Raw genomic sequence first — 18,361 nt, forward strand, 5'->3', positions numbered from 1 at the left:
ATGCTTTTGCCTAGTAGAACGGCTGTTTTAAATCAAATGTATGATCAAAAAGAGAGCGATGTTACTCAAATCATGGAGAAACTAAAAGCACAATATGGGCATGAAAAACAGTTTAATGAGAAATTGTATTTAGAACATATGATGGCTTTGGAAGCTAATGGGTTAGTCGAATTAACGAGCTATGATTTAGATGACAATGACAAATTGGTTATTTATTACAAAATTACAAACGATGGTATGACAACCGTTGATAAATATGTCGATAAAAAATATCGTTCTGTATAAGGAGGGAATGCATTGAGATATCGTGGCGAAGAGGCGTTAGGATTAGTTGAAACGATTGGACTTGTTCCAGCATTAAAAGCTGCTGATGAGATGTTAAAAGCTGCCAATGTCGAACTGATTTCTTATGAAAATATTGGCTCTACTTTAGTTACAATCATGATCAAAGGAGATATAGCGGCTGTTGAAGCCTCTGTTGCAGCAGGAGCTAAAGCGGCGGAGGAGATTGGCAATTTAACAGCATACAATGTGATGCCTCGACCAATTTCATATGTCGGTGATATTGTTTCAGTTCATGATATAGATAGCTAGTATAAGGAGGAAGAGAAGTGAAGACGTATGAAGCAATTGGTGCAATTGAAACATTTGGCTTAGTGTTTGTGCTAGAAGCTTGTGACGCAATGTGCAAGGCTGCAAATGTTGAGTTGGTTGGGTATGAAAATGTTGCCTCAGGATACATTTCTGTCATTGTGCAAGGAGATGTTTCGGCATGTCAGTCCGCTGTTGAAGCGGGGATTACAGCTGTCGAGAAATTAGGGGCGAAAGTCTACAGCTCAGTTGTGATTGCAAGCCCTCATGGGGATTTAAATAAAATGATCGATCGTTATCAATTAAGTAATCTTTTACCGATTGAGGAGGGAGATGCAGGATAGATGCATTACGTAGATGAAGATTTGCTATCCATCCAAGAAGCACGAATTTTAGCTGAAACAGCTCGTGATGCACAACAGCTAATAAAAGAATATGAGCAAAAAAATCTTGATAAAATCGTCAATCAACTTCTTAAAGAGATTGAACCTGACATTAGTCGATTTTTGGCAAGCGAAATAGAAGAAACCGGTATGGGGAATTACAACGATAAAGAACGATTGATCGTTGAATTTATGAGAGCGTTATCTAAAGAGTTGGATCAGCAGGTTTGTGTTGGAAATAGTGTAGAAGATTCAGCGGGGAATATTCTACAAGTCGGGGTTCCATTAGGGGTGATCCCAGTTCTATTACCAGCCGAAAGCGCGACCTTAAATACGCTTTACAGTTTAACGATCGGAATAAAATCAGGGAATGCAATGATACTTATGCCACATGCGAAGTCTCAAAAAACAACACAGCTCGTTTTTCAAAAAGTCAAAGAGATTTGTGAACAAAATGGGTTACCAAAAGGATGTTTGGCATGCTTCACTTCTATTACAGAAAATGGAGTAAAGGAATTATTAACGAGTCCGCATAGTTCAATGATTTTAGCTATTGGTAATCAAAACTATATCAACGCAGCCAATTACCAACAGCCGGTCATTTATGGCGGATCGGGTGCTACACCTGTTTTTATCGAACGTTCAGCAAACCTAACACAAGCTGTCAAAGCAATCATAGAGAGTCGTTCCTATGATTGTGGATTATTACCTGCAGCAGAACAGTATTTAATTGCCGAAGGTGTCATCGCATCTGAAGTGAAAGAATTGTTACAGCAGTATGGTGCACATTTTTTATTAAAAGAAGAAGAAGCGCATTTGCTAGCATTGTTACAGCCAAAAAATAATCAAATAAATCCTTTGTGTATTGGCAAAGATGCCCTTTGGCTAGCCAAAGAAGCAAAAATAAATGTAGCACCCACAACAAAACTATTGGTTTCGGAGCAACAGTATATGCACGACGAAGACCCTTTTGCTAATGAAATGAAGTGTCCAGTTTTAGCCTTTTATTTAGAACCGGATTGGATGCATGCTTGCGAAAAATCGATTCGGTTATTGAAGGAAAAAAATAATGGGCATACGTTAGCGATCCATTCTCATAATAAGTCAGTGCTGAAAGAATTTGCCTTAAAGAAACCTGTTGGTCGTATGATAGTGAATGCGGCGGCGACTAGGGCAAGTATGGGATTGGAATCAACTTTACCTGTATCAGTTATTCTGGGTGGTTTTACAACGGGTAAAGGGATCAGTGCAAAAAATATTACGGCTAAAGATTTAACATATATTCGAGAAATCAGCTACCCACTTGATGGAATTATTGAAGATAGAACAAATGAACCAGACGTAAACTTAGAGACAGAAGCGTTAGAAAAAATCTTAAAAAAAATAATGGAAAAATAAATTGTTGTAAAGTGAGGGAATTAAAATGGATATTAAAGAATTTTCGGCAAAATTAGCCGAAGCGACAAAAGAGTTAAGTTCAGAAGAACGTACTGCCTTAATGAAGATGTTTGCAACGGTCGCAGATGATACAACAAGTACTAGCTCAACCAGCGGCGGGTTTGCAGCAGATAATGATTCTACCATTCCAAATGGAATCACAACTCGTTTAGATGCTTTAAAGAAAAATTACCTAACACAAATTCCTACAATCACAACACATCGTGCGAGAGTGATCACTGAACTCGCAAGAGAAAATCCAGGGATGCCCAAAAATGTTTTAAGAGCAAAATCATTTAAACGTTGCTGTGAAACAGCACCACTTGTTATCCAAGATAATGAGTTGATCGTAGGCGCACCAAACGGCGCACCACGTGCCGGCGCCTTTTCACCTGATATTGCTTGGCGTTGGATGGAAGAAGAAATTGAAACAATTTCAAGTCGTCCGCAAGATCCGTTCTTTATTTCAGATGAAGACAAAAAAATTATGCGTGAAGAACTGTTTCCGTTTTGGAAAGGGAAATCAATTGATGAATATTGTGAGGACCAATTCCGTGAAGCAGGTGTTTGGGAATTATCAGGAGAGTCTTTTGTTTCCGACTGTTCTTATCACCAGCTAAATGGCGGTGGGGACTCCAATCCAGGATATGATGTCATTTTAATGAAAAAAGGCATGCTGGATATTCAAAAAGAAGCCAAAGAACATTTAGAAAAACTAAACTACGAAAATCCCGATGATATTCAAAAAATCTATTTCTATAAATCATTGATCGATACGACAGAAGGGGTCATGATTTACGCACGTCGGATGTCTGAATACGCTGCTCAATTGGCTCAAAAAGAAACGAATCCAAAACGAAAAGCAGAATTGCAAAAAATTTCTGAAATCAATGCAAAAGTACCAGCACATAAATCTGAAACATTCTGGGAAGCGATTCAAGCGGTCTGGACAATTGAATCTTTACTAGTAGTAGAAGAAAACCAAACGGGTATGTCAATTGGACGTGTCGATCAATACATGTATCCATTTTTCAAAAATGATTTAGAAAAAGGAAAAATGAATGAATTTGAAGCGTTCGAATTAGCAGGTTGCATGCTGATTAAAATGTCTGAAATGATGTGGATCACAAGTGAAGGAGGTTCTAAATTCTTTGCTGGTTACCAACCGTTCGTAAATATGTGTGTTGGTGGTGTGACACGTGAAGGGCATGACGCAACCAATGAATTAACGTATCTATTAATGGATGCAGTTCGTCATGTAAAAGTTTATCAGCCATCATTAGCTTGTCGGATCCATAACCGCTCACCAAGAGAGTACTTGAAAAAAATTGTAGAGGTGGTACGTGCCGGGATTGGTTTCCCAGCTTGTCACTTTGACGATACTCATATCAAAATGATGTTGGCAAAAGGGGTATCAATCGAAGATGCACGTGATTATTGCTTAATGGGATGTGTTGAACCTCAAAAAGCAGGTCGTTTGTACCAATGGACTTCAACTGCTTACACGCAATGGCCGATTTGTATCGAACTAGTCTTGAACCGCGGCGTTCCTCTATGGTATGGCAAAGAAGTTTGTCCAGACCTGGGTGATATTGCTCAATTTAAAACATATGAGCAATTTGAAGAAGCCGTTAAAGAACAAATCAAATATATTACGAAATGGTCATCAGTTGCAACGGTCATTACACAACGAGTCCATCGTGATTTAGCACCGAAACCATTAATGTCATTGATGTATGAGGGCTGTATGGAAAGTGGTAAAGACGTTTCAAGTGGCGGAGCAATGTATAACTTTGGACCAGGAGTTGTTTGGTCAGGTTTAGCTACGTATGCAGACTCAATGGCAGCAATCAAAAAACTCGTTTTCGATGAAAAAAAATACACATTAGAAGAATTAAATCGCGCATTAAAAGCTGACTTTGTTGGCTATGAGCAAATTCGTACGGATTGTTTAAATGCACCAAAATATGGGAACGACGATGATTATGCCGATTTAATTGCGGCAGAGTTGATCCACTTTACCGAAGCAGAACACCGTCAATATAAAACGCTATATTCAGAGCTATGTCACGGGACATTATCGATTTCAAATAATACGCCACTTGGTCAAATGACAGGTGCTTCGGCAAATGGACGAAAAGCTTGGATTCCGTTATCAGATGGTATTAGCCCATCGCAAGGAGCTGATTTTAAAGGCCCAACTGCTATCGTGAAATCTATTTCCAAAATGGCAAACGATACGATGAATATGGGAATGGTGCATAACTTCAAGATCATGAATGGATTACTGGATACACCAGAAGGCGAAGAAAGTTTAATTACTTTATTAAAAACTGCGAGTATTTTAGGAAATGGCGAAATGCAGTTTAACTATTTAGACAATGAAACATTGTTAGAAGCGCAAAGACACCCTGAACAATACCGTGATTTAATCGTTAGAGTAGCAGGCTATAGTGCCTTCTTCGTTGAATTATGTCAGGATGTTCAAGATGAAATCATCAGCCGAACAATGTTAACGAAGTTTTAAGAGTAGGAGATGAAAAATGATGACCCAAAACACAACGACAATTGAACGACAAGCGATGATTTTTAATGTACAAAAATATAGTTTATATGATGGACCAGGTATTCGTACGATTGTGTTCTTCAAAGGCTGTCCATTGCGTTGCCAATGGTGTGCCAATCCAGAAGGGCTTGAACGCAAATTTCAAGTAATGTATAAAGAGAGCGTTTGTAGTGATTGTCGTGCGTGTGTAGAAGTTTGTCCGATGGGGATTCATTACATGGATGAGAATGATCATCATCAAGTACGTCGCGATATTGCCTGTAATGGCTGTCGCGCGTGCGTGGATGTTTGTCCAATGGCTGCTCTAAATATTACGGGTGAAATCAAAACCATTTCTGAATTGATGGAAGTCATTCATGAAGACGATGCATTTTATGAACAATCAGGCGGCGGTGTAACACTCAGTGGTGGCGAATGTACAGCACAACCAGAAGCGGCTTTGGCCTTACTAAAGGCATGCCGCGCTGATGGTATCAATACCGCTGTTGAGACATGCGGTCATTCCCGAATGGATCGCTTAATGCAAATAGCTGAATATATCAATTTGTTTTTATTTGATTTGAAACATATGGACCCTGTTCGACACAATGAGTTAACAGGGATCAGCAATGAAAAAATTTTAGAAAACCTGCAAGAAGTGTTAAAAGCTGGCTACCAAGTTCAGATTCGGATGCCAATGCTAAAAATGATCAACGATAGCTATGAGGAAATTAAACAAATCATTGATTTTTTACTTCCATACAAAGAGTATCCCAATTTTTTAGGGATTGATTTATTACCCTATCATAAATTGGGTGTGAATAAATATGGACAATTGGGGATGGACTATCCAGTAGAGGGTGATCCTTCTCTTTCAGAGACTGACTTAGATCGTATTGAAGGCTGGATCAAAGAGTATGCATTTCCTGTTCGAGTTGTCCGTCATTAGAAAGGATGTCGTAGTATGGAAGAGAATGCGCCTAAACGAGTGATTGAAGAGTCAGTTCCTGGAAAACAAGTAACACTAGCACATGTTATTGCATCACCAATTCCAGAAATCTATGAATCATTAGGGATTGACGCGCAAGGGGCGATTGGCATTTTAACGATTTCACCAGTGGAAGCAGCAATTATTGCCGCTGATGTTGCTGGGAAAAGCGCTGGCGTTGAGGTTGGATTTTTGGATCGATTTACGGGATCTGTTTTGCTTAGTGGAGATGTTCAAAGTGTGGAAGTCGCTTTAAAAGCCGTTGTCACAATTTTGAAAGAAAAATTGAATTATGACATTGTTTCAGTGAGTAAAACATGAAAAAACGAATTCTCATTATTGGACCTAATCAAAAACATAATATTCTGATTGCTGAAGCCATTGAACAACCTAATCAGCCGATTCGCAAAGTCGCAAATATCTCTTTTACGGATGAAACGATTATTGTTCCAAGTGCTTATCTGGAAAGCCCGTGGATGCACAAACATATTATTTCGCTACAGCAAAAAGCAAGCAAAGCGCTCTTTTTAGTTCCAATTCCAAGTATAAAAAAGACGTATCCACCTAACTTTGCTTGTGTGCTAAGAGTGCCTGTCATAGGTGTTGCACTCTATGAAACGAACGAAAACAAATTGGAGGAACGAGGAACTGCTGAAAAAATATTGGAAGAAATCGGGTGTACGAATCAGCAGTTTTTCCTCCATTTAAATCAAGAAGAAATAGAGACGTTTGTCGAAGAAATTAGCGGAAAGGAGGACTGAAAATGTTAAAACAGTTTAAAATGGGTACAAAAATCATTACAGGGATTGATGCATTGTCAACGATTCAAACACTATCCCTCAAAAGTGTTTTGATTATTTGTGACCCATTCATGTTAGAAAATGGTTTAGCCCCCAAAATAGAACAGTTGTTAAAAGATAAGAATATTGGCTGTACCATTTTTTCAGAAATTATACCTGATCCAACAATTGACGTTGTGACCAAAGGCTTATTAGCAGCTATTAATCTAAGTCCTGACGGGATCATTGCGTTAGGTGGTGGTTCAGCGATGGATGCGGCGAAAGTGATTCGTCATATGTATCGAACTGCTGAAAAGGATGCCTCAGTACAACTTATTTGTATCCCGACTACAAGTGGTACCGGTAGTGAAGTAACGTCTTTTGCAGTCATTTCTGATCCACAAAATCATAGTAAATACGCGCTAGTTGATGAGCAAATGGTGCCCGATCTAGCAATCCTAGATCCAGTATTGATGGTTAGTGTGCCTAAGGATGTTACGACAGACACAGGCTTTGATGTATTTACTCACTGTATGGAAGCATTAGCGTCAACAGATGCGACTGATTTTACAGATGCGGCTAGTGAAAAAGCCTTACAAATGATTTGGAAGGACTTAGTTCCTGTCGTCAATGATGGAGAAAACCTAGCTCTTCGAGAACAAGTCCACAATGCATCTTGTTTGGCTGGTATTGCGTTTAATGAAGCATCACTGGGAATTTGTCACAGTTTAGCACATGCGCTAGGCGGTCAGTTTCATATCCCACATGGTCGAGCAAATGCTCTGTTACTGCCTCACGTCATTCGATACAACGCTGGTTTAGAATTAGAAAAGGAAATTCCTAGTTTAGTCACTTATCAAAGAATTGCGAAAAGCTTAGGATTTCAAGCTGGAACTGCTAAAGCTACCGTTCATGCCATGATCAACGGTGTGAATCGACAATTGAAACAATTAGAAATATCACCATTGATTATGGATCATGGCATTGATTCAGAGGAATTTTTAGCGGCAATCCCAGAAATGGCAGCAAAAGCAATGGACGATAAATGTACGATCACCAATCCAAGAAAACCAAGTGTCCAAGAGTTAGAACAATTATATAAGAGGTTGTTAAGAGGTGGTTACTAATGCACTTTGTGACGGAACATGAACTCAGAACAACATATCAAAAAGAGGCATTTACGCAATTTTGTTTAAAGAATCAAGTACGATTAACACCTGGAGCAAAGCAATTTCTTTTGGATAAAAAAATTCGAATTGTCTCAGAAGCTGAATGGAAAGAGAATACGGAGGCAGCCAAACAATCATTAACGTCATTAAATGGCTATAAAGAAGTACTATCCTCTGAACTCTTAGAAGCGGCTTTAATAGCAATGAAACAGCAATTGAGTGTCAGTCAAAAAATCATCGATTTAGAAAAAATACTGATGCTTTCTTTAGGGAAAGACAGTTCTGATAGCGAACCTATTTTAAAAGAAATAGAAGAATTTCGATTGGAAGCGGTCCATATTTTTAGTGAGCAAGGATTGTTATTGATCAAATTAAAGAAAGTTTATGGTATTATCCATCTGATTCAAGTTGACTATCCCCAATATAGTCAGTTACTTATAAAAGCGAGTCAAACAATCATTGAACTAAAGAAACAATTAGTAGGAGAAACAGATGAAAAGACAATCAATGAAAGCGTGTAATCAATTTGTTACGGAGTTTGAAAAAGTCATAAAAAAGCCCAAAAGACATGATTCGAAAACCTATTATACTGGCATTGATTTAGGGACAGCCTGTGTGGTGTTAGCTGTTTTAGATGAAAACTATAAACCGGTAGCAGGTGCTTATCGATATGCGGATGTTGTGCGTGATGGTATGGTCGTGGATTACATTGGGGCAGTTGAACTGGTTAGAGAGCTTAAAGAAGAAGTAGAACGAAAATTAGAGACAGAATTAGTTTATGCCGCAGCCTCATTGCCCCCTAGTACAGATGAATTAGATGGTGGAACAATCAAAAATGTGATACAAAGCGCAGGGTTTGAATTGACAAACTTGTTGGATGAACCAACAGCTGCAAATCAATTATTGAACATAACAGATGGCGCAGTTGTAGACATCGGTGGTGGAACAACCGGAATTTCAATTGTAGAAAATGGACAAGTGGTCAAAGTAGCGGATGAGGCGACAGGCGGTACACATTTATCTTTAGTGATTGCTGGGGCTTATAAGTTTCCATTCGAAGCGGCTGAAACATACAAGCGAAATGAAAAGAACCACGATGAGCTGTTACCTAGTTTAAAACCAGTCATTGAGAAAATTTCTTCTATTATCATCCAGCAAACACAAGGATACCATGTTGAAGGAATCTATTTAGTCGGTGGCACTGCTTGTCTCAAAAATATTGAAACAATCATTGAAAAAGTGACAGGAATTCCAACGTACAAACCTTCGAATCCAATGTTTGTGACACCCTTAGGAATTGCCGTAAGCTGTACCAATCAAGTTTTAACATAGCTAGCTATACAAATCAATCCTTATAAAATAGACAAATCGTCAGTGAAACAAAGAACGTTTCAATGGCAGTTTCCTAATCTTCTAAAGGTTTAAGCGATTTGTTTGAAACACAGAGAACGAAGTAAACTGATGTTGAAAAGTACAAGGTGAAGCAAAGCGGAACGTTGTTACCATATCTAGCTTCGCGGGCTAGTCTCTCGGAAAAAAGATAAAAATAGAGTGAGACAAAAAGCGTCTCAATCTCTTTTTCCTATTTTTCTATCGAGACTGGACGAGCCCGCTACGCTTTTATACGAGGAGGAATCAAAATGGATTGTCGTATTATCAAGACACCTGGCGAAGGGACATTGGCCATTTTAAATCGTCGACGAGGATCAAAAGATAATTTAGGTATTCCAGATGCTGTAGGATTAGTTCAAGGTAAATTAATTGAGATGGTTTGTGCCGCAGATATTGCTGAAAAAGCCGTTGGAGTCACAGTAGAGGACATTCGAGGCAGTTGCCCACAAAATATGATTTTATTGGCTATTTTTGGGGATACCGCTTCCGTTATCGCAGCCATGGAAGAAATCAAGAAAAAGAAAATGATCGCCTATGGTAACCGCAAAACTGATGGATACGATTTGGGCGACCCGAAAATCAGAAAAGTTAAATGGTCTCAAGCTGATGCTTGCAGAAGTTTCTGGAGGTTCTAGAGAGGGTGAACGCATGATTGTCTGTGATGTGATAGGTGCAGGTATAGGCGATCGAGTGATCATCGCGACAGGATCAGCAGCCAGACGTATGCTAGAAGATGATGCTATTCCTGTAGATGCTGCAGTAATTGGGATCATCGATGAAAGTTGTGAATCTGTCTAAAGAAAGTGTGACAAAATGAAGAAACTGATTTGTGCAAAAGATATAGAAATACTTCATAGTGAAGGAACTCAACTTGTTTTGACTGATAAACAAACGATTATCACCCCTTCTGCCAAAGATTTAGCAGAAGAATACCACATGACGTTTAAAGAAACTAAACCAGAAAATGATCATTCAATGTCTGATACTCAAGATATTACGAAAGATCAGTTCGTGTCCTTATTAAAAAAACTGCTGATTGAAGCTGGCATGAGTGAGTTCCAGGATCGTCCATTTGACTATCAAGAACACTCGAGTGGATTAAAAATTATTCGGGGCTCTACAATCAAACTTTCACCTCTAAATGATGACGTTGAAAATGTCAGGTATAGAGAAATTGTAACAGCAGGGGCAGGTCATTTTAACCTTGGACTTTTAGAAATAGAGGCGAGTCATTTCAACGAAGAAGATACGTTTGAGTCAGTAAACTATGTGGTAGAAGGTGACCTTCACGTGACGATCGAAGGGGCCGTTTTCACTGCAAACAAAGGGGACGTTATTTATGTTCCACAACACTCGGCTATTCAGTGGTCTACGACAGAAAAAGTAACGATTTTATCTGGAAAATTAAAAAGTGGGGTGTAAAAAATGAATCAAGCAATCGGCATGATTGAAACTAGAGGATTATTGGCTTTGATCGAAGCCACAGATGCCATGTTGAAATCTTCCGAAGTTCATTGTTTAGGTAAAAAACAGGTTGGTGGTGGTCTAAATACGGTGCTGATCACAGGCGATGTCGCAGCAGTCGAAACAGCTATACAAGCGGCAATTGCAAGTGTTCAGTATTTAGGAGAAGGACTTTTAGCTGCTTCTCATGTCATTCCACGTCCAGACATCGATGCATTCTCTTTCGTGGAAGAAGTCACTAAAATAGAAGAGATAAAAACACCTGAACCTGAAGAAGAGCTTACAGAAATAATAGAATTAACAGAAACATCAGAAGTGATAGAACAAGAGCCAAAAGAAAAAGTACTGAATGAATTGCAGCAAATGAAAGTAACTGAACTTAGAAAATTAGCAAAAGAGCAGCCTAATTTTAGCATCCCACAAAAAAATATCCATCGTGCAAACAAAGAAAAACTGATCAAAGCGCTAATGGATAGTTTAATAATTAACGAATAGAGGAATACAAATGGAAATGTTCGATAAAGATTTACGTTCTGTTCAAGAAGCCCGCGATTTGACACGTAAAGGGAAAGAAGCCGCAGATAAAATCGCTACTTTTTCAGAAGAACAAATTGACCAAATTTTACAAAATATGAAGACAGCCGCGAGTAAATATGCCCTTGGTTTAGCTGAACGAGCGGTCGAAGAAACAGGCTTTGGTAAGGTGATAGACAAAACTTACAAAAATCATGCGGCATCCCAGTTACTCTATGATGAAATCAAAAACGAGAAAACCATCGGGATCATATCAGAAAATCCTGAAAAAGGTACCTTTGATGTGGCTGAACCGGTTGGCTTAGTTTTAGGAATCATTCCTTCAACGAATCCCACCTCAACAGTTATTTTTAAAGCAATGATTGCTTTGAAATCACGAAATGCGATTGTTTTTTCACCACATCCGACAGCGGTTGGATGTACTAAAAAAGCGGCCGACTTATTAAATCGTGCTGCGGTAGCAGCAGGAGCGCCAGATGGAATCATTAGTTGCTTGTCTATTCCAACAATGGCTGGTACTAACGAATTACTACATGCTAAAGAAGTTAGCTTGATCATCGCAACAGGTGGTCCTGGAATGGTCAAAGCCGCTTATAGTTCAGGAAAACCAGCCCTAGGTGTAGGTGCTGGTAATTCACCAGCCTATATCGAACGAACAGCAGATGTAAAAAGTGCAGTAGCCAAAATCATAGCGTCTAAAACATTTGACAATGGCACAATTTGCGCGTCAGAACAATCGATTATCTGTGAAGAAGTCAGCAAAGAAGCTGTTATTCGAGAGTTAAAAGCACAAGGCGGCTACTTTATGTCAGAAGAAGAAACGGATAAAGTCTGCAAATTACTTTTCAAAAATGGATATGCAATGAATGCAAAATTTGTGGGAAGAGCAGCGACCGTTATCGCTGAAGCTGCAGGAATTAACGTCCCAGCAGAAACGAAAGTCCTGATTGGCGCGCAAGGTGGAGTTGGTCAAGGCTATCCTTTATCATTTGAAAAACTTACAACGGTTTTAGCGTTTTATGTTGTCAATAACTGGGAAGAAGCGTGTGACTTAAGTATTCAATTGTTGCAAAATGGGATTGGTCATACAATGAGTCTCCATACCAATGATCGGGCTATCGTACTAAAATTTGCCGCTAAACCTGCCTCACGAATTTTAGTAAACACAGGAGGTAGCCAAGGTGGAACTGGTATCAGTACAGGATTACCGATTTCTTTTACCTTAGGTTGTGGGACTTTTGGTGGTAGTTCAGTTTCAGAAAACGTTGGCCCAAAACATCTATTAAACATCAAAAAAGTTGCATACGGATTAAAAGTGATTACTACATTAGTGCAAGATGATCCAACCTTTACTTACGGAAAAACAGAAGCCACTGCAACAACATCATTGCCGACAGAGAACAAGACAATCAATGATACGGATGTAGAAAAATTAGCAAATGTTGTTCGCCAAGTCTTAGCGAGTATGAATTAACTGGAAAAGGAATGATGAAGTTGGATAATTATGAAGAGTTACTGGGAACATTGCTAGAGAAATTGGCTGAAACAAACCAAACTCAAACAGCAGCAACGTCGGAACCTCGACGGATTCCAGTAGGTATCTCCAATCGCCATATCCACTTATCTCAAAAAGATGTGGAAAAATTATTTGGTTACGATTATCAGTTAACAAAATTGAAGGATCTGTCTCAACCGGGACAATTTGCGTGTAAAGAAACAGTGATGATCTGCGGACCAAAAGGTGCAATAGAAAAAGTACGCATTCTAGGTCCTGTGAGGAAACAAACTCAAGTAGAAATTTTACAAAGTGATTCCTTTAAATTAGGAGTAAAAGCTCCTTTACGTTTATCTGGCGATTTAACTGGAGCGGGGAGCATCACGTTAATTGGTCCTAAAGGATCTGCCGAAATTATTGAAGGTGTGATTGTCGCAAAACGTCATATTCACATGCTGCCAAATGAGGCAATTCAATTCGGTGTGTATGACGGTGAGTCTGTAACGATTGAATTACCAGGTGAACGAGGTGGCAGTTTAGCGAATGTTATCATTCGAGCGGTCGAAAATTCCGGCTTAGAATGCCACATTGATACAGAAGAAGCAAATGCACTGGGGTTAACGCCCAATACTGAAATTGTGATCAAAAAAAATAATAGATAGAATCTTAGGAGGAAATTATAATGAAATCAGATGCACTAGGAATGGTCGAAACAAAAGGGTTAATCGGTTCAATTGAGGCAGCAGACGCAATGGTTAAGGCGGCTAACGTATCGCTTGTAGGAAAAGAATTAGTTGGAGGTGGCATCGTGACTGTTATGGTACGCGGAGATGTTGGCGCTGTAAAAGCAGCTACAGATGCAGGCGCAGCAGCAGCGCAACGTGTAGGTGAATTATTATCTGTTCACGTGATTCCACGTCCGCATTCAGAAGTTGAAACCATTTTACCGATTACACAAGCATAATAACTAAAATCTGAAAAGGCGAAGCACTGCTAAAGCTTATGTGTTTCGCCTTTTTATTCAAAAAAATGGAGGTAACAAATGAGAAAAACGATTATTATTGGTTCAAACCATGCCGGGATCGCGGCAGCTAACGCTTTACTAGATCATTATCCAGATCAAGATGTGACAATGATCGATAAAAATTCGAATCTTAGTTATTTAGGGTGTGGAACGGCACTTTGGGTAGGTAGACAAATTGACTCATCGGATCAGCTTTTTTATGCGACTAAGGAAGAATTTGAAGCGAAAGGTGCGACCATTTATTTAGAAACAGCAGTTGAAAAAATTGATTTTTACGCTAAAAAGGTCTTTTGTAAAGCCAGTGATGGAACAACCTTTTGCAAGGAATATGATAAGTTGATATTAGCGACAGGTTCTGTTCCGATAGCCCCAAAAATACCAGGCAATACCTTACAAAATATTCATTTTTTAAAAAAGTTTCAAGATGGACAAGCAGTCGATGACTTAGTGGGATTGACTTCGGTCAGAAAAGTCGCCGTTATCGGCGCTGGCTATATTGGGGTTGAAATCGCTGAAGCCATCAAGCGCCGTGGGAAGCAGGTATTGCTTTTTGATGGTGCACCACGCTCGTTGTCGAACTATTATGACCCAGAGTTTACAGATGAAATGGATCGTAATTTATCTGGGAACGGTATTGAACTACATTTTGGTGAAATCGCTACTGCCTATAAAGGCTCAAAACAAGTAGAAGCCATCGTAACGAATAAAGGGGAGTATCCGGTTGATCTCGTTATCAATGCTATTGGTTTTTTACCTAATAATGAGTTAGGCAAGGAACAGTTGGAATTATTTGAAAATGGTGCCTATCTTGTTGATGAAAATCAGCAAACTAGTGATCCTTCAGTTTATGCAGTAGGAGATTGTGCTACTCTATACTCCAATGCGTTAAGAAAAACGACCTATATTGCGTTGGCAACGAACGCCGTACGTTCTGGAATCGTCGCAGGTCACAATGTTGGTGGCACAAGTCTTGCATCAATTGGTGTTCAAGGGTCAAATGGTATTTCTATTTTTGGTTTAAATATGGTTTCCACAGGTCTATCCTTAGAAGCAGCAAAAAAACATCAACTAGACGTTTTATTCACTGACTATACAGATTTGCAAAAACCAGCATTTATGACCTCAAACGACTCAGTTTCGATTCGTATTGTGTATGAAAAAGGATCACGACGAATTATCGGTGCGCAAATGTCATCAAGAGCAGATATTTCAATGGCGATCCATCTATTCTCACTTGCTATACAAAAGCAAATGACTATTGATGAATTAAAGTTACTAGATTTATTCTTTTTACCACATTTTAATCAACCTTATAACTATATTACGATGGCTGCGTTGAATGCGGAATAAGACTAGTATTTAGTCTAGTAAAGAAGGGAAATATCAACGATGATTGCTTTTTCTTCTTGACTAATCGTAGGAAAAAGATGGGGACGGAAGCAAAGCGTAGTCGTTGCGTCTATTCTCTCCGTTTATCTGGATTCCTTAGAGGTGGGGTGTGACTCGTAGAGTCATATCCCACCTTTTTTATCATTTCACCCAAATAAATCATATGAAATTGAGAACAATTTCTTAATATTTTGAAATAAAACCGTATTCATTTATATTTTTAAACCAATACTATTGACATTAAAACCTATTTACGTTAATATCAAACAGCATTAGTTACTAACACTGTTAGCTATTAATGGAGGAAGTAATTATTTTGAAAAAAAGGAGGAGTCATATGTCATTCGCAGAAGAAGCCGAACAAGAGCTTATGCGTTTAATGGTTCAAAATCGACATAGTGCATTTAGCAGACTAGAAAAAAGTAACCAAGGTGAAAGTATCGTGATCAAATTTTTGGCACGTTACGGTGAACCAACTAGTCCAAAACATCTAGCTGAATCACTGAACCTATCAAGCGCTCGTATCGCGGTCGTTCTTGGCAGTTTAGAAAAAAAAGGTCAAATCGAACGTAAGATGGATCCTGATGATCGCCGTCGTATCAATGTTACATTAACGGAGTGCGGTAAAAAAGCAGCTAAGTTACAAAAGAAAGAGATGCGTGATAAGATCGTTCAGATTTTTAAACTAATGGGAGAACAAGATACGAATCAGTTCATCGAGCTAACGGCGAAATTCGTAGACTACTCCCAACAAATTTCCCAGAAAGAGGAAGGTGACCAATAGTGAAGATTTTCAAACATCTCGGCAAATACTGGTATGCGGTCATCGCAGTTCTTGTGCTTTTAGTTGTACAGGCAAATAGTGATTTAAGCTTACCAAAATTAACATCGGGTATCGTCGATGTCGGTATTCAACAAGGAGGGCTTGAATATTCCACACCTGAAAAAATCAGGAAAACATCCCTTCAAGGAATTGAAATGTTCATGACGGATGACGAGAAAAAAATAATAGAAGATAACTATAAGCTAACAACTGAAAAAATCGATGGCAAAGAGGTTGAAGTCTATAAATTAAACCTTCAAGATGGCATGACTGAAGCTAAATTAGCAGACATCTTTAATTTACCAATGATGATGTTAGCGTCATCTCAATCAAAAGACTCATCAAATGCAAGTGAGGCAAAAGCAATCATTGAAGACTATAAAAAAGTTGGAGAAGATGTTACTAAAGCAAAACAACTTGGTGAAGAAGCGACCGCTTTAGGCGAACAAGCTAAATCAGCGGGTGCCGAGGCAACTGCTGCAACAGATGTTGCGACTGCAACTGAAAAAGGTGCTGAAGCACAAGAATTAGCAGCCAAAGCACAAGCAAAAGGTGCTGAAGCAAAAGCCTTAGCTGATTCAATCAAAACGACAACGGATGCTATGCCAGCCAAAGTCGAGTCAGCTCGTAACGAAACGAAGAAGAGCTTAGGTGACCTAGGCGAAGACTCAATGAAAACTGTGGGGATCCAATTGACCCTTAGTGAATATAAAGCATTAGATATGAATACGAAACAGATCCAAACAGATTACATGGTCAAAACAGGAACGAAAATGGTTCTTCTAACCTTGGTTTCAGCGGTTGCTGCGATTATTGTTGGGTTGATTGCCTCACTCGTGGCCGCATCTGTTGGGCGAAATTTGCGTGTTGGTCAATATGAACGAACATTGCAATTTTCGAACACTGAAATGGAGAAATTCTCTCCAGCTTCATTGATTACACGGAATACGAATGATATCCAACAAATGCAAATGGGAATCGTGATGATCATGCGAATTGTTTTATACGCACCGATCTTAGGGATAGGCGGTATCTATAATGTCTACCAAACAGGAACAGGTATGGGATGGATCGTAGGTGTCGCTGTTGCGGCTGTTCTAGTGTTAGTCTTAAGCCTATTATTAACAACCATGCCTAAGTTTAAAGCGTTACAAAATTTAGTCGACAGAGTGAACTTAGTATCACGTGAAATCATTACAGGACTGCCTGTTATCCGAGCTTTTTCTCGTGAGAAATTTGAAGAAAAACGTTTTGATGTTGCGAATACGAATTTAATGAAGACACAATTATTTGTAAACCGCGCAATGTCGATCATGATGCCTGTAATGATGCTTTTGATGAATGGTATTTCTGTGCTGATCGTATGGGTCGGCGGACATAACATGAATAACGGTCAACTTCAAGTTGGGGATATGATGGCGTTCATCACGTATACGATGCAAATCGTTATGGCCTTTATGATGTTGTCAATGGTTTCAATTATTCTACCTCGTGCCAACGTAGCTGCTGGTCGTGTGGAAGAAGTACTTGAAACAGAACCAACAATCAAAGATCCAGAACATCCTAAAGATGATCATGACTTTAAAGGCGAAGTGAAATTCGAAGGTGTAGAATTCCGTTACGGAGATGCCGATGAAGATGTGTTGCACCACATTAACTTTACAGCCAAACCAGGGCAAACAACGGCAATTATCGGTTCAACTGGTTCAGGTAAATCAACAATTGTGAATCTGATTCCGCGTTTGTTTGATGTAACAGGTGGTCGAATCACGATTGATGGAATAGACATTCGTGAATTGAGCTTACACAAATTACATGAAATTATTGGATTTGTGCCGCAAAAAGGAATCTTGTTCTCAGGTGATATTGCATCAAATATCAAGTTTGGCGATGCAAATATCTCAGATGAACAAATGAGAAAAGCTGCTGAAATAGCTCAAGCAGAAGAATTTATCGATTCAAATGAAAAAGGCTATAGCCGAGAAATTTCTCAAGGCGGAAATAATGTTTCTGGTGGACAAAAACAACGTCTATCCATTGCACGTGCCTTAGCGAAAAATCCTAAAATCTTGATTTTCGATGATTCATTCTCAGCACTAGATAATAAAACGGATGTAGCGTTACGAAAAGCGCTATCTGAAAATATAAAAGGGGCAACTCAAATCATTGTTGCACAAAAAATTTCTACGATTCTTCATGCAGATAATATTATCGTATTGAACGAAGGTCGTGTTGTAGGTCATGGAACACACGATGAACTAATGAAATCATCCACTGTCTATCAAGAAATTGCCCAATCACAATTGAGCAATGCTGAATTAGGCATAGAAGAAGCAGAGTAGGGAGGA

21 protein-coding genes are annotated in these 18,361 nt (G+C 39.1%); all 21 read left to right on the forward strand.

The window, feature by feature from the left end; translation table 11 throughout:
- On the forward strand, positions 1-285 hold the full coding sequence (locus AC1PU0_RS06020) for a hypothetical protein (protein ID WP_206848749.1): 285 nt from the start codon (positions 1-3) through the stop codon (positions 283-285).
- A gap of 12 nt (positions 286-297) precedes the next feature.
- Complete coding sequence (locus tag AC1PU0_RS06025) at positions 298-594, forward strand: BMC domain-containing protein (RefSeq protein ID WP_069654594.1); 297 nt, start codon at positions 298-300, stop codon at positions 592-594.
- Positions 595-611: 17 nt separating this feature from the next.
- Positions 612-935 carry a BMC domain-containing protein gene (locus tag AC1PU0_RS06030; protein ID WP_069654593.1) on the forward strand — a complete coding sequence of 108 codons (324 nt, stop codon included), beginning with the start codon at positions 612-614 and terminating at the stop codon, positions 933-935.
- A complete protein-coding gene (locus AC1PU0_RS06035; RefSeq protein WP_206848752.1) occupies positions 936-2,372 on the forward strand; it encodes an aldehyde dehydrogenase family protein in 1,437 nt (478 codons plus the stop codon).
- A gap of 25 nt (positions 2,373-2,397) precedes the next feature.
- Positions 2,398-4,938, forward strand: a complete 2,541-nt coding sequence (cutC, locus tag AC1PU0_RS06040; protein WP_206848753.1) for a choline trimethylamine-lyase — start codon at positions 2,398-2,400, stop codon at positions 4,936-4,938.
- A gap of 16 nt (positions 4,939-4,954) precedes the next feature.
- Complete coding sequence (cutD, locus tag AC1PU0_RS06045; RefSeq protein WP_206848755.1) at positions 4,955-5,905, forward strand: choline TMA-lyase-activating enzyme; 951 nt, start codon at positions 4,955-4,957, stop codon at positions 5,903-5,905.
- 15 nt (positions 5,906-5,920) lie between these two features.
- Positions 5,921-6,265, forward strand: a complete 345-nt coding sequence (locus tag AC1PU0_RS06050; RefSeq protein WP_069654589.1) for a BMC domain-containing protein — start codon at positions 5,921-5,923, stop codon at positions 6,263-6,265.
- Positions 6,262-6,705: a EutP/PduV family microcompartment system protein gene (locus AC1PU0_RS06055; RefSeq protein WP_206848756.1), complete on the forward strand. Its 444-nt coding sequence runs from the start codon at positions 6,262-6,264 to the stop codon at positions 6,703-6,705. The genes AC1PU0_RS06050 and AC1PU0_RS06055 overlap by 4 nt, the downstream gene beginning before the upstream one ends.
- Before the next feature lie 2 nt (positions 6,706-6,707).
- Complete coding sequence (locus AC1PU0_RS06060) at positions 6,708-7,850, forward strand: 1-propanol dehydrogenase PduQ (RefSeq protein ID WP_206848757.1); 1,143 nt, start codon at positions 6,708-6,710, stop codon at positions 7,848-7,850.
- Positions 7,850-8,413 carry a hypothetical protein gene (locus AC1PU0_RS06065; RefSeq protein WP_206848758.1) on the forward strand — a complete coding sequence of 188 codons (564 nt, stop codon included), beginning with the start codon at positions 7,850-7,852 and terminating at the stop codon, positions 8,411-8,413. The genes AC1PU0_RS06060 and AC1PU0_RS06065 overlap by 1 nt, the downstream gene beginning before the upstream one ends.
- Positions 8,385-9,224, forward strand: coding sequence for an ethanolamine utilization protein EutJ (eutJ, locus tag AC1PU0_RS06070; RefSeq protein ID WP_206848759.1), 840 nt, complete (start codon positions 8,385-8,387; stop codon positions 9,222-9,224). The genes AC1PU0_RS06065 and eutJ overlap by 29 nt, the downstream gene beginning before the upstream one ends.
- Positions 9,225-9,532: 308 nt before the next feature.
- Complete coding sequence (locus AC1PU0_RS06075; protein WP_479998774.1) at positions 9,533-9,919, forward strand: BMC domain protein; 387 nt, start codon at positions 9,533-9,535, stop codon at positions 9,917-9,919.
- On the forward strand, positions 9,819-10,082 hold the full coding sequence (locus AC1PU0_RS06080; protein ID WP_069654584.1) for a EutN/CcmL family microcompartment protein: 264 nt from the start codon (positions 9,819-9,821) through the stop codon (positions 10,080-10,082). The genes AC1PU0_RS06075 and AC1PU0_RS06080 overlap by 101 nt, the downstream gene beginning before the upstream one ends.
- 15 nt (positions 10,083-10,097) lie before the next feature.
- Entirely contained in the window at positions 10,098-10,706 is a 609-nt protein-coding gene (locus AC1PU0_RS06085) for a cupin domain-containing protein (RefSeq protein WP_206848760.1), read from the forward strand.
- 3 nt (positions 10,707-10,709) lie between these two features.
- Positions 10,710-11,243 carry a BMC domain-containing protein gene (locus AC1PU0_RS06090; RefSeq protein ID WP_111247292.1) on the forward strand — a complete coding sequence of 178 codons (534 nt, stop codon included), beginning with the start codon at positions 10,710-10,712 and terminating at the stop codon, positions 11,241-11,243.
- Positions 11,244-11,253: 10 nt separating this feature from the next.
- Positions 11,254-12,756, forward strand: a complete 1,503-nt coding sequence (locus AC1PU0_RS06095) for an acetaldehyde dehydrogenase (acetylating) (protein WP_206848761.1) — start codon at positions 11,254-11,256, stop codon at positions 12,754-12,756.
- 11 nt (positions 12,757-12,767) lie between these two features.
- Positions 12,768-13,439 carry a phosphate propanoyltransferase gene (locus AC1PU0_RS06100; protein ID WP_111247294.1) on the forward strand — a complete coding sequence of 224 codons (672 nt, stop codon included), beginning with the start codon at positions 12,768-12,770 and terminating at the stop codon, positions 13,437-13,439.
- A 20-nt stretch (positions 13,440-13,459) separates the two neighbouring features.
- Complete coding sequence (eutM, locus tag AC1PU0_RS06105) at positions 13,460-13,741, forward strand: ethanolamine utilization microcompartment protein EutM (protein ID WP_069654581.1); 282 nt, start codon at positions 13,460-13,462, stop codon at positions 13,739-13,741.
- 78 nt (positions 13,742-13,819) lie between these two features.
- A complete protein-coding gene (gene nox, locus AC1PU0_RS06110; protein WP_111247295.1) occupies positions 13,820-15,151 on the forward strand; it encodes a H2O-forming NADH oxidase in 1,332 nt (443 codons plus the stop codon).
- Between the two features lie 376 nt (positions 15,152-15,527).
- The gene (locus AC1PU0_RS06115) at positions 15,528-15,974 is read left to right on the forward strand and encodes a MarR family winged helix-turn-helix transcriptional regulator (RefSeq protein WP_069654579.1); all 447 of its coding nucleotides are present in this window, start codon (positions 15,528-15,530) and stop codon (positions 15,972-15,974) included.
- Positions 15,974-18,355 carry an ABC transporter ATP-binding protein gene (locus AC1PU0_RS06120; protein ID WP_479998775.1) on the forward strand — a complete coding sequence of 794 codons (2,382 nt, stop codon included), beginning with the start codon at positions 15,974-15,976 and terminating at the stop codon, positions 18,353-18,355. The genes AC1PU0_RS06115 and AC1PU0_RS06120 overlap by 1 nt, the downstream gene beginning before the upstream one ends.
- The last annotated feature ends 6 nt before the right edge of the window (positions 18,356-18,361 follow it).

The sequence above is a fragment of the Enterococcus sp. XAF26B05_ASV22 genome, from assembly GCF_056727285.1.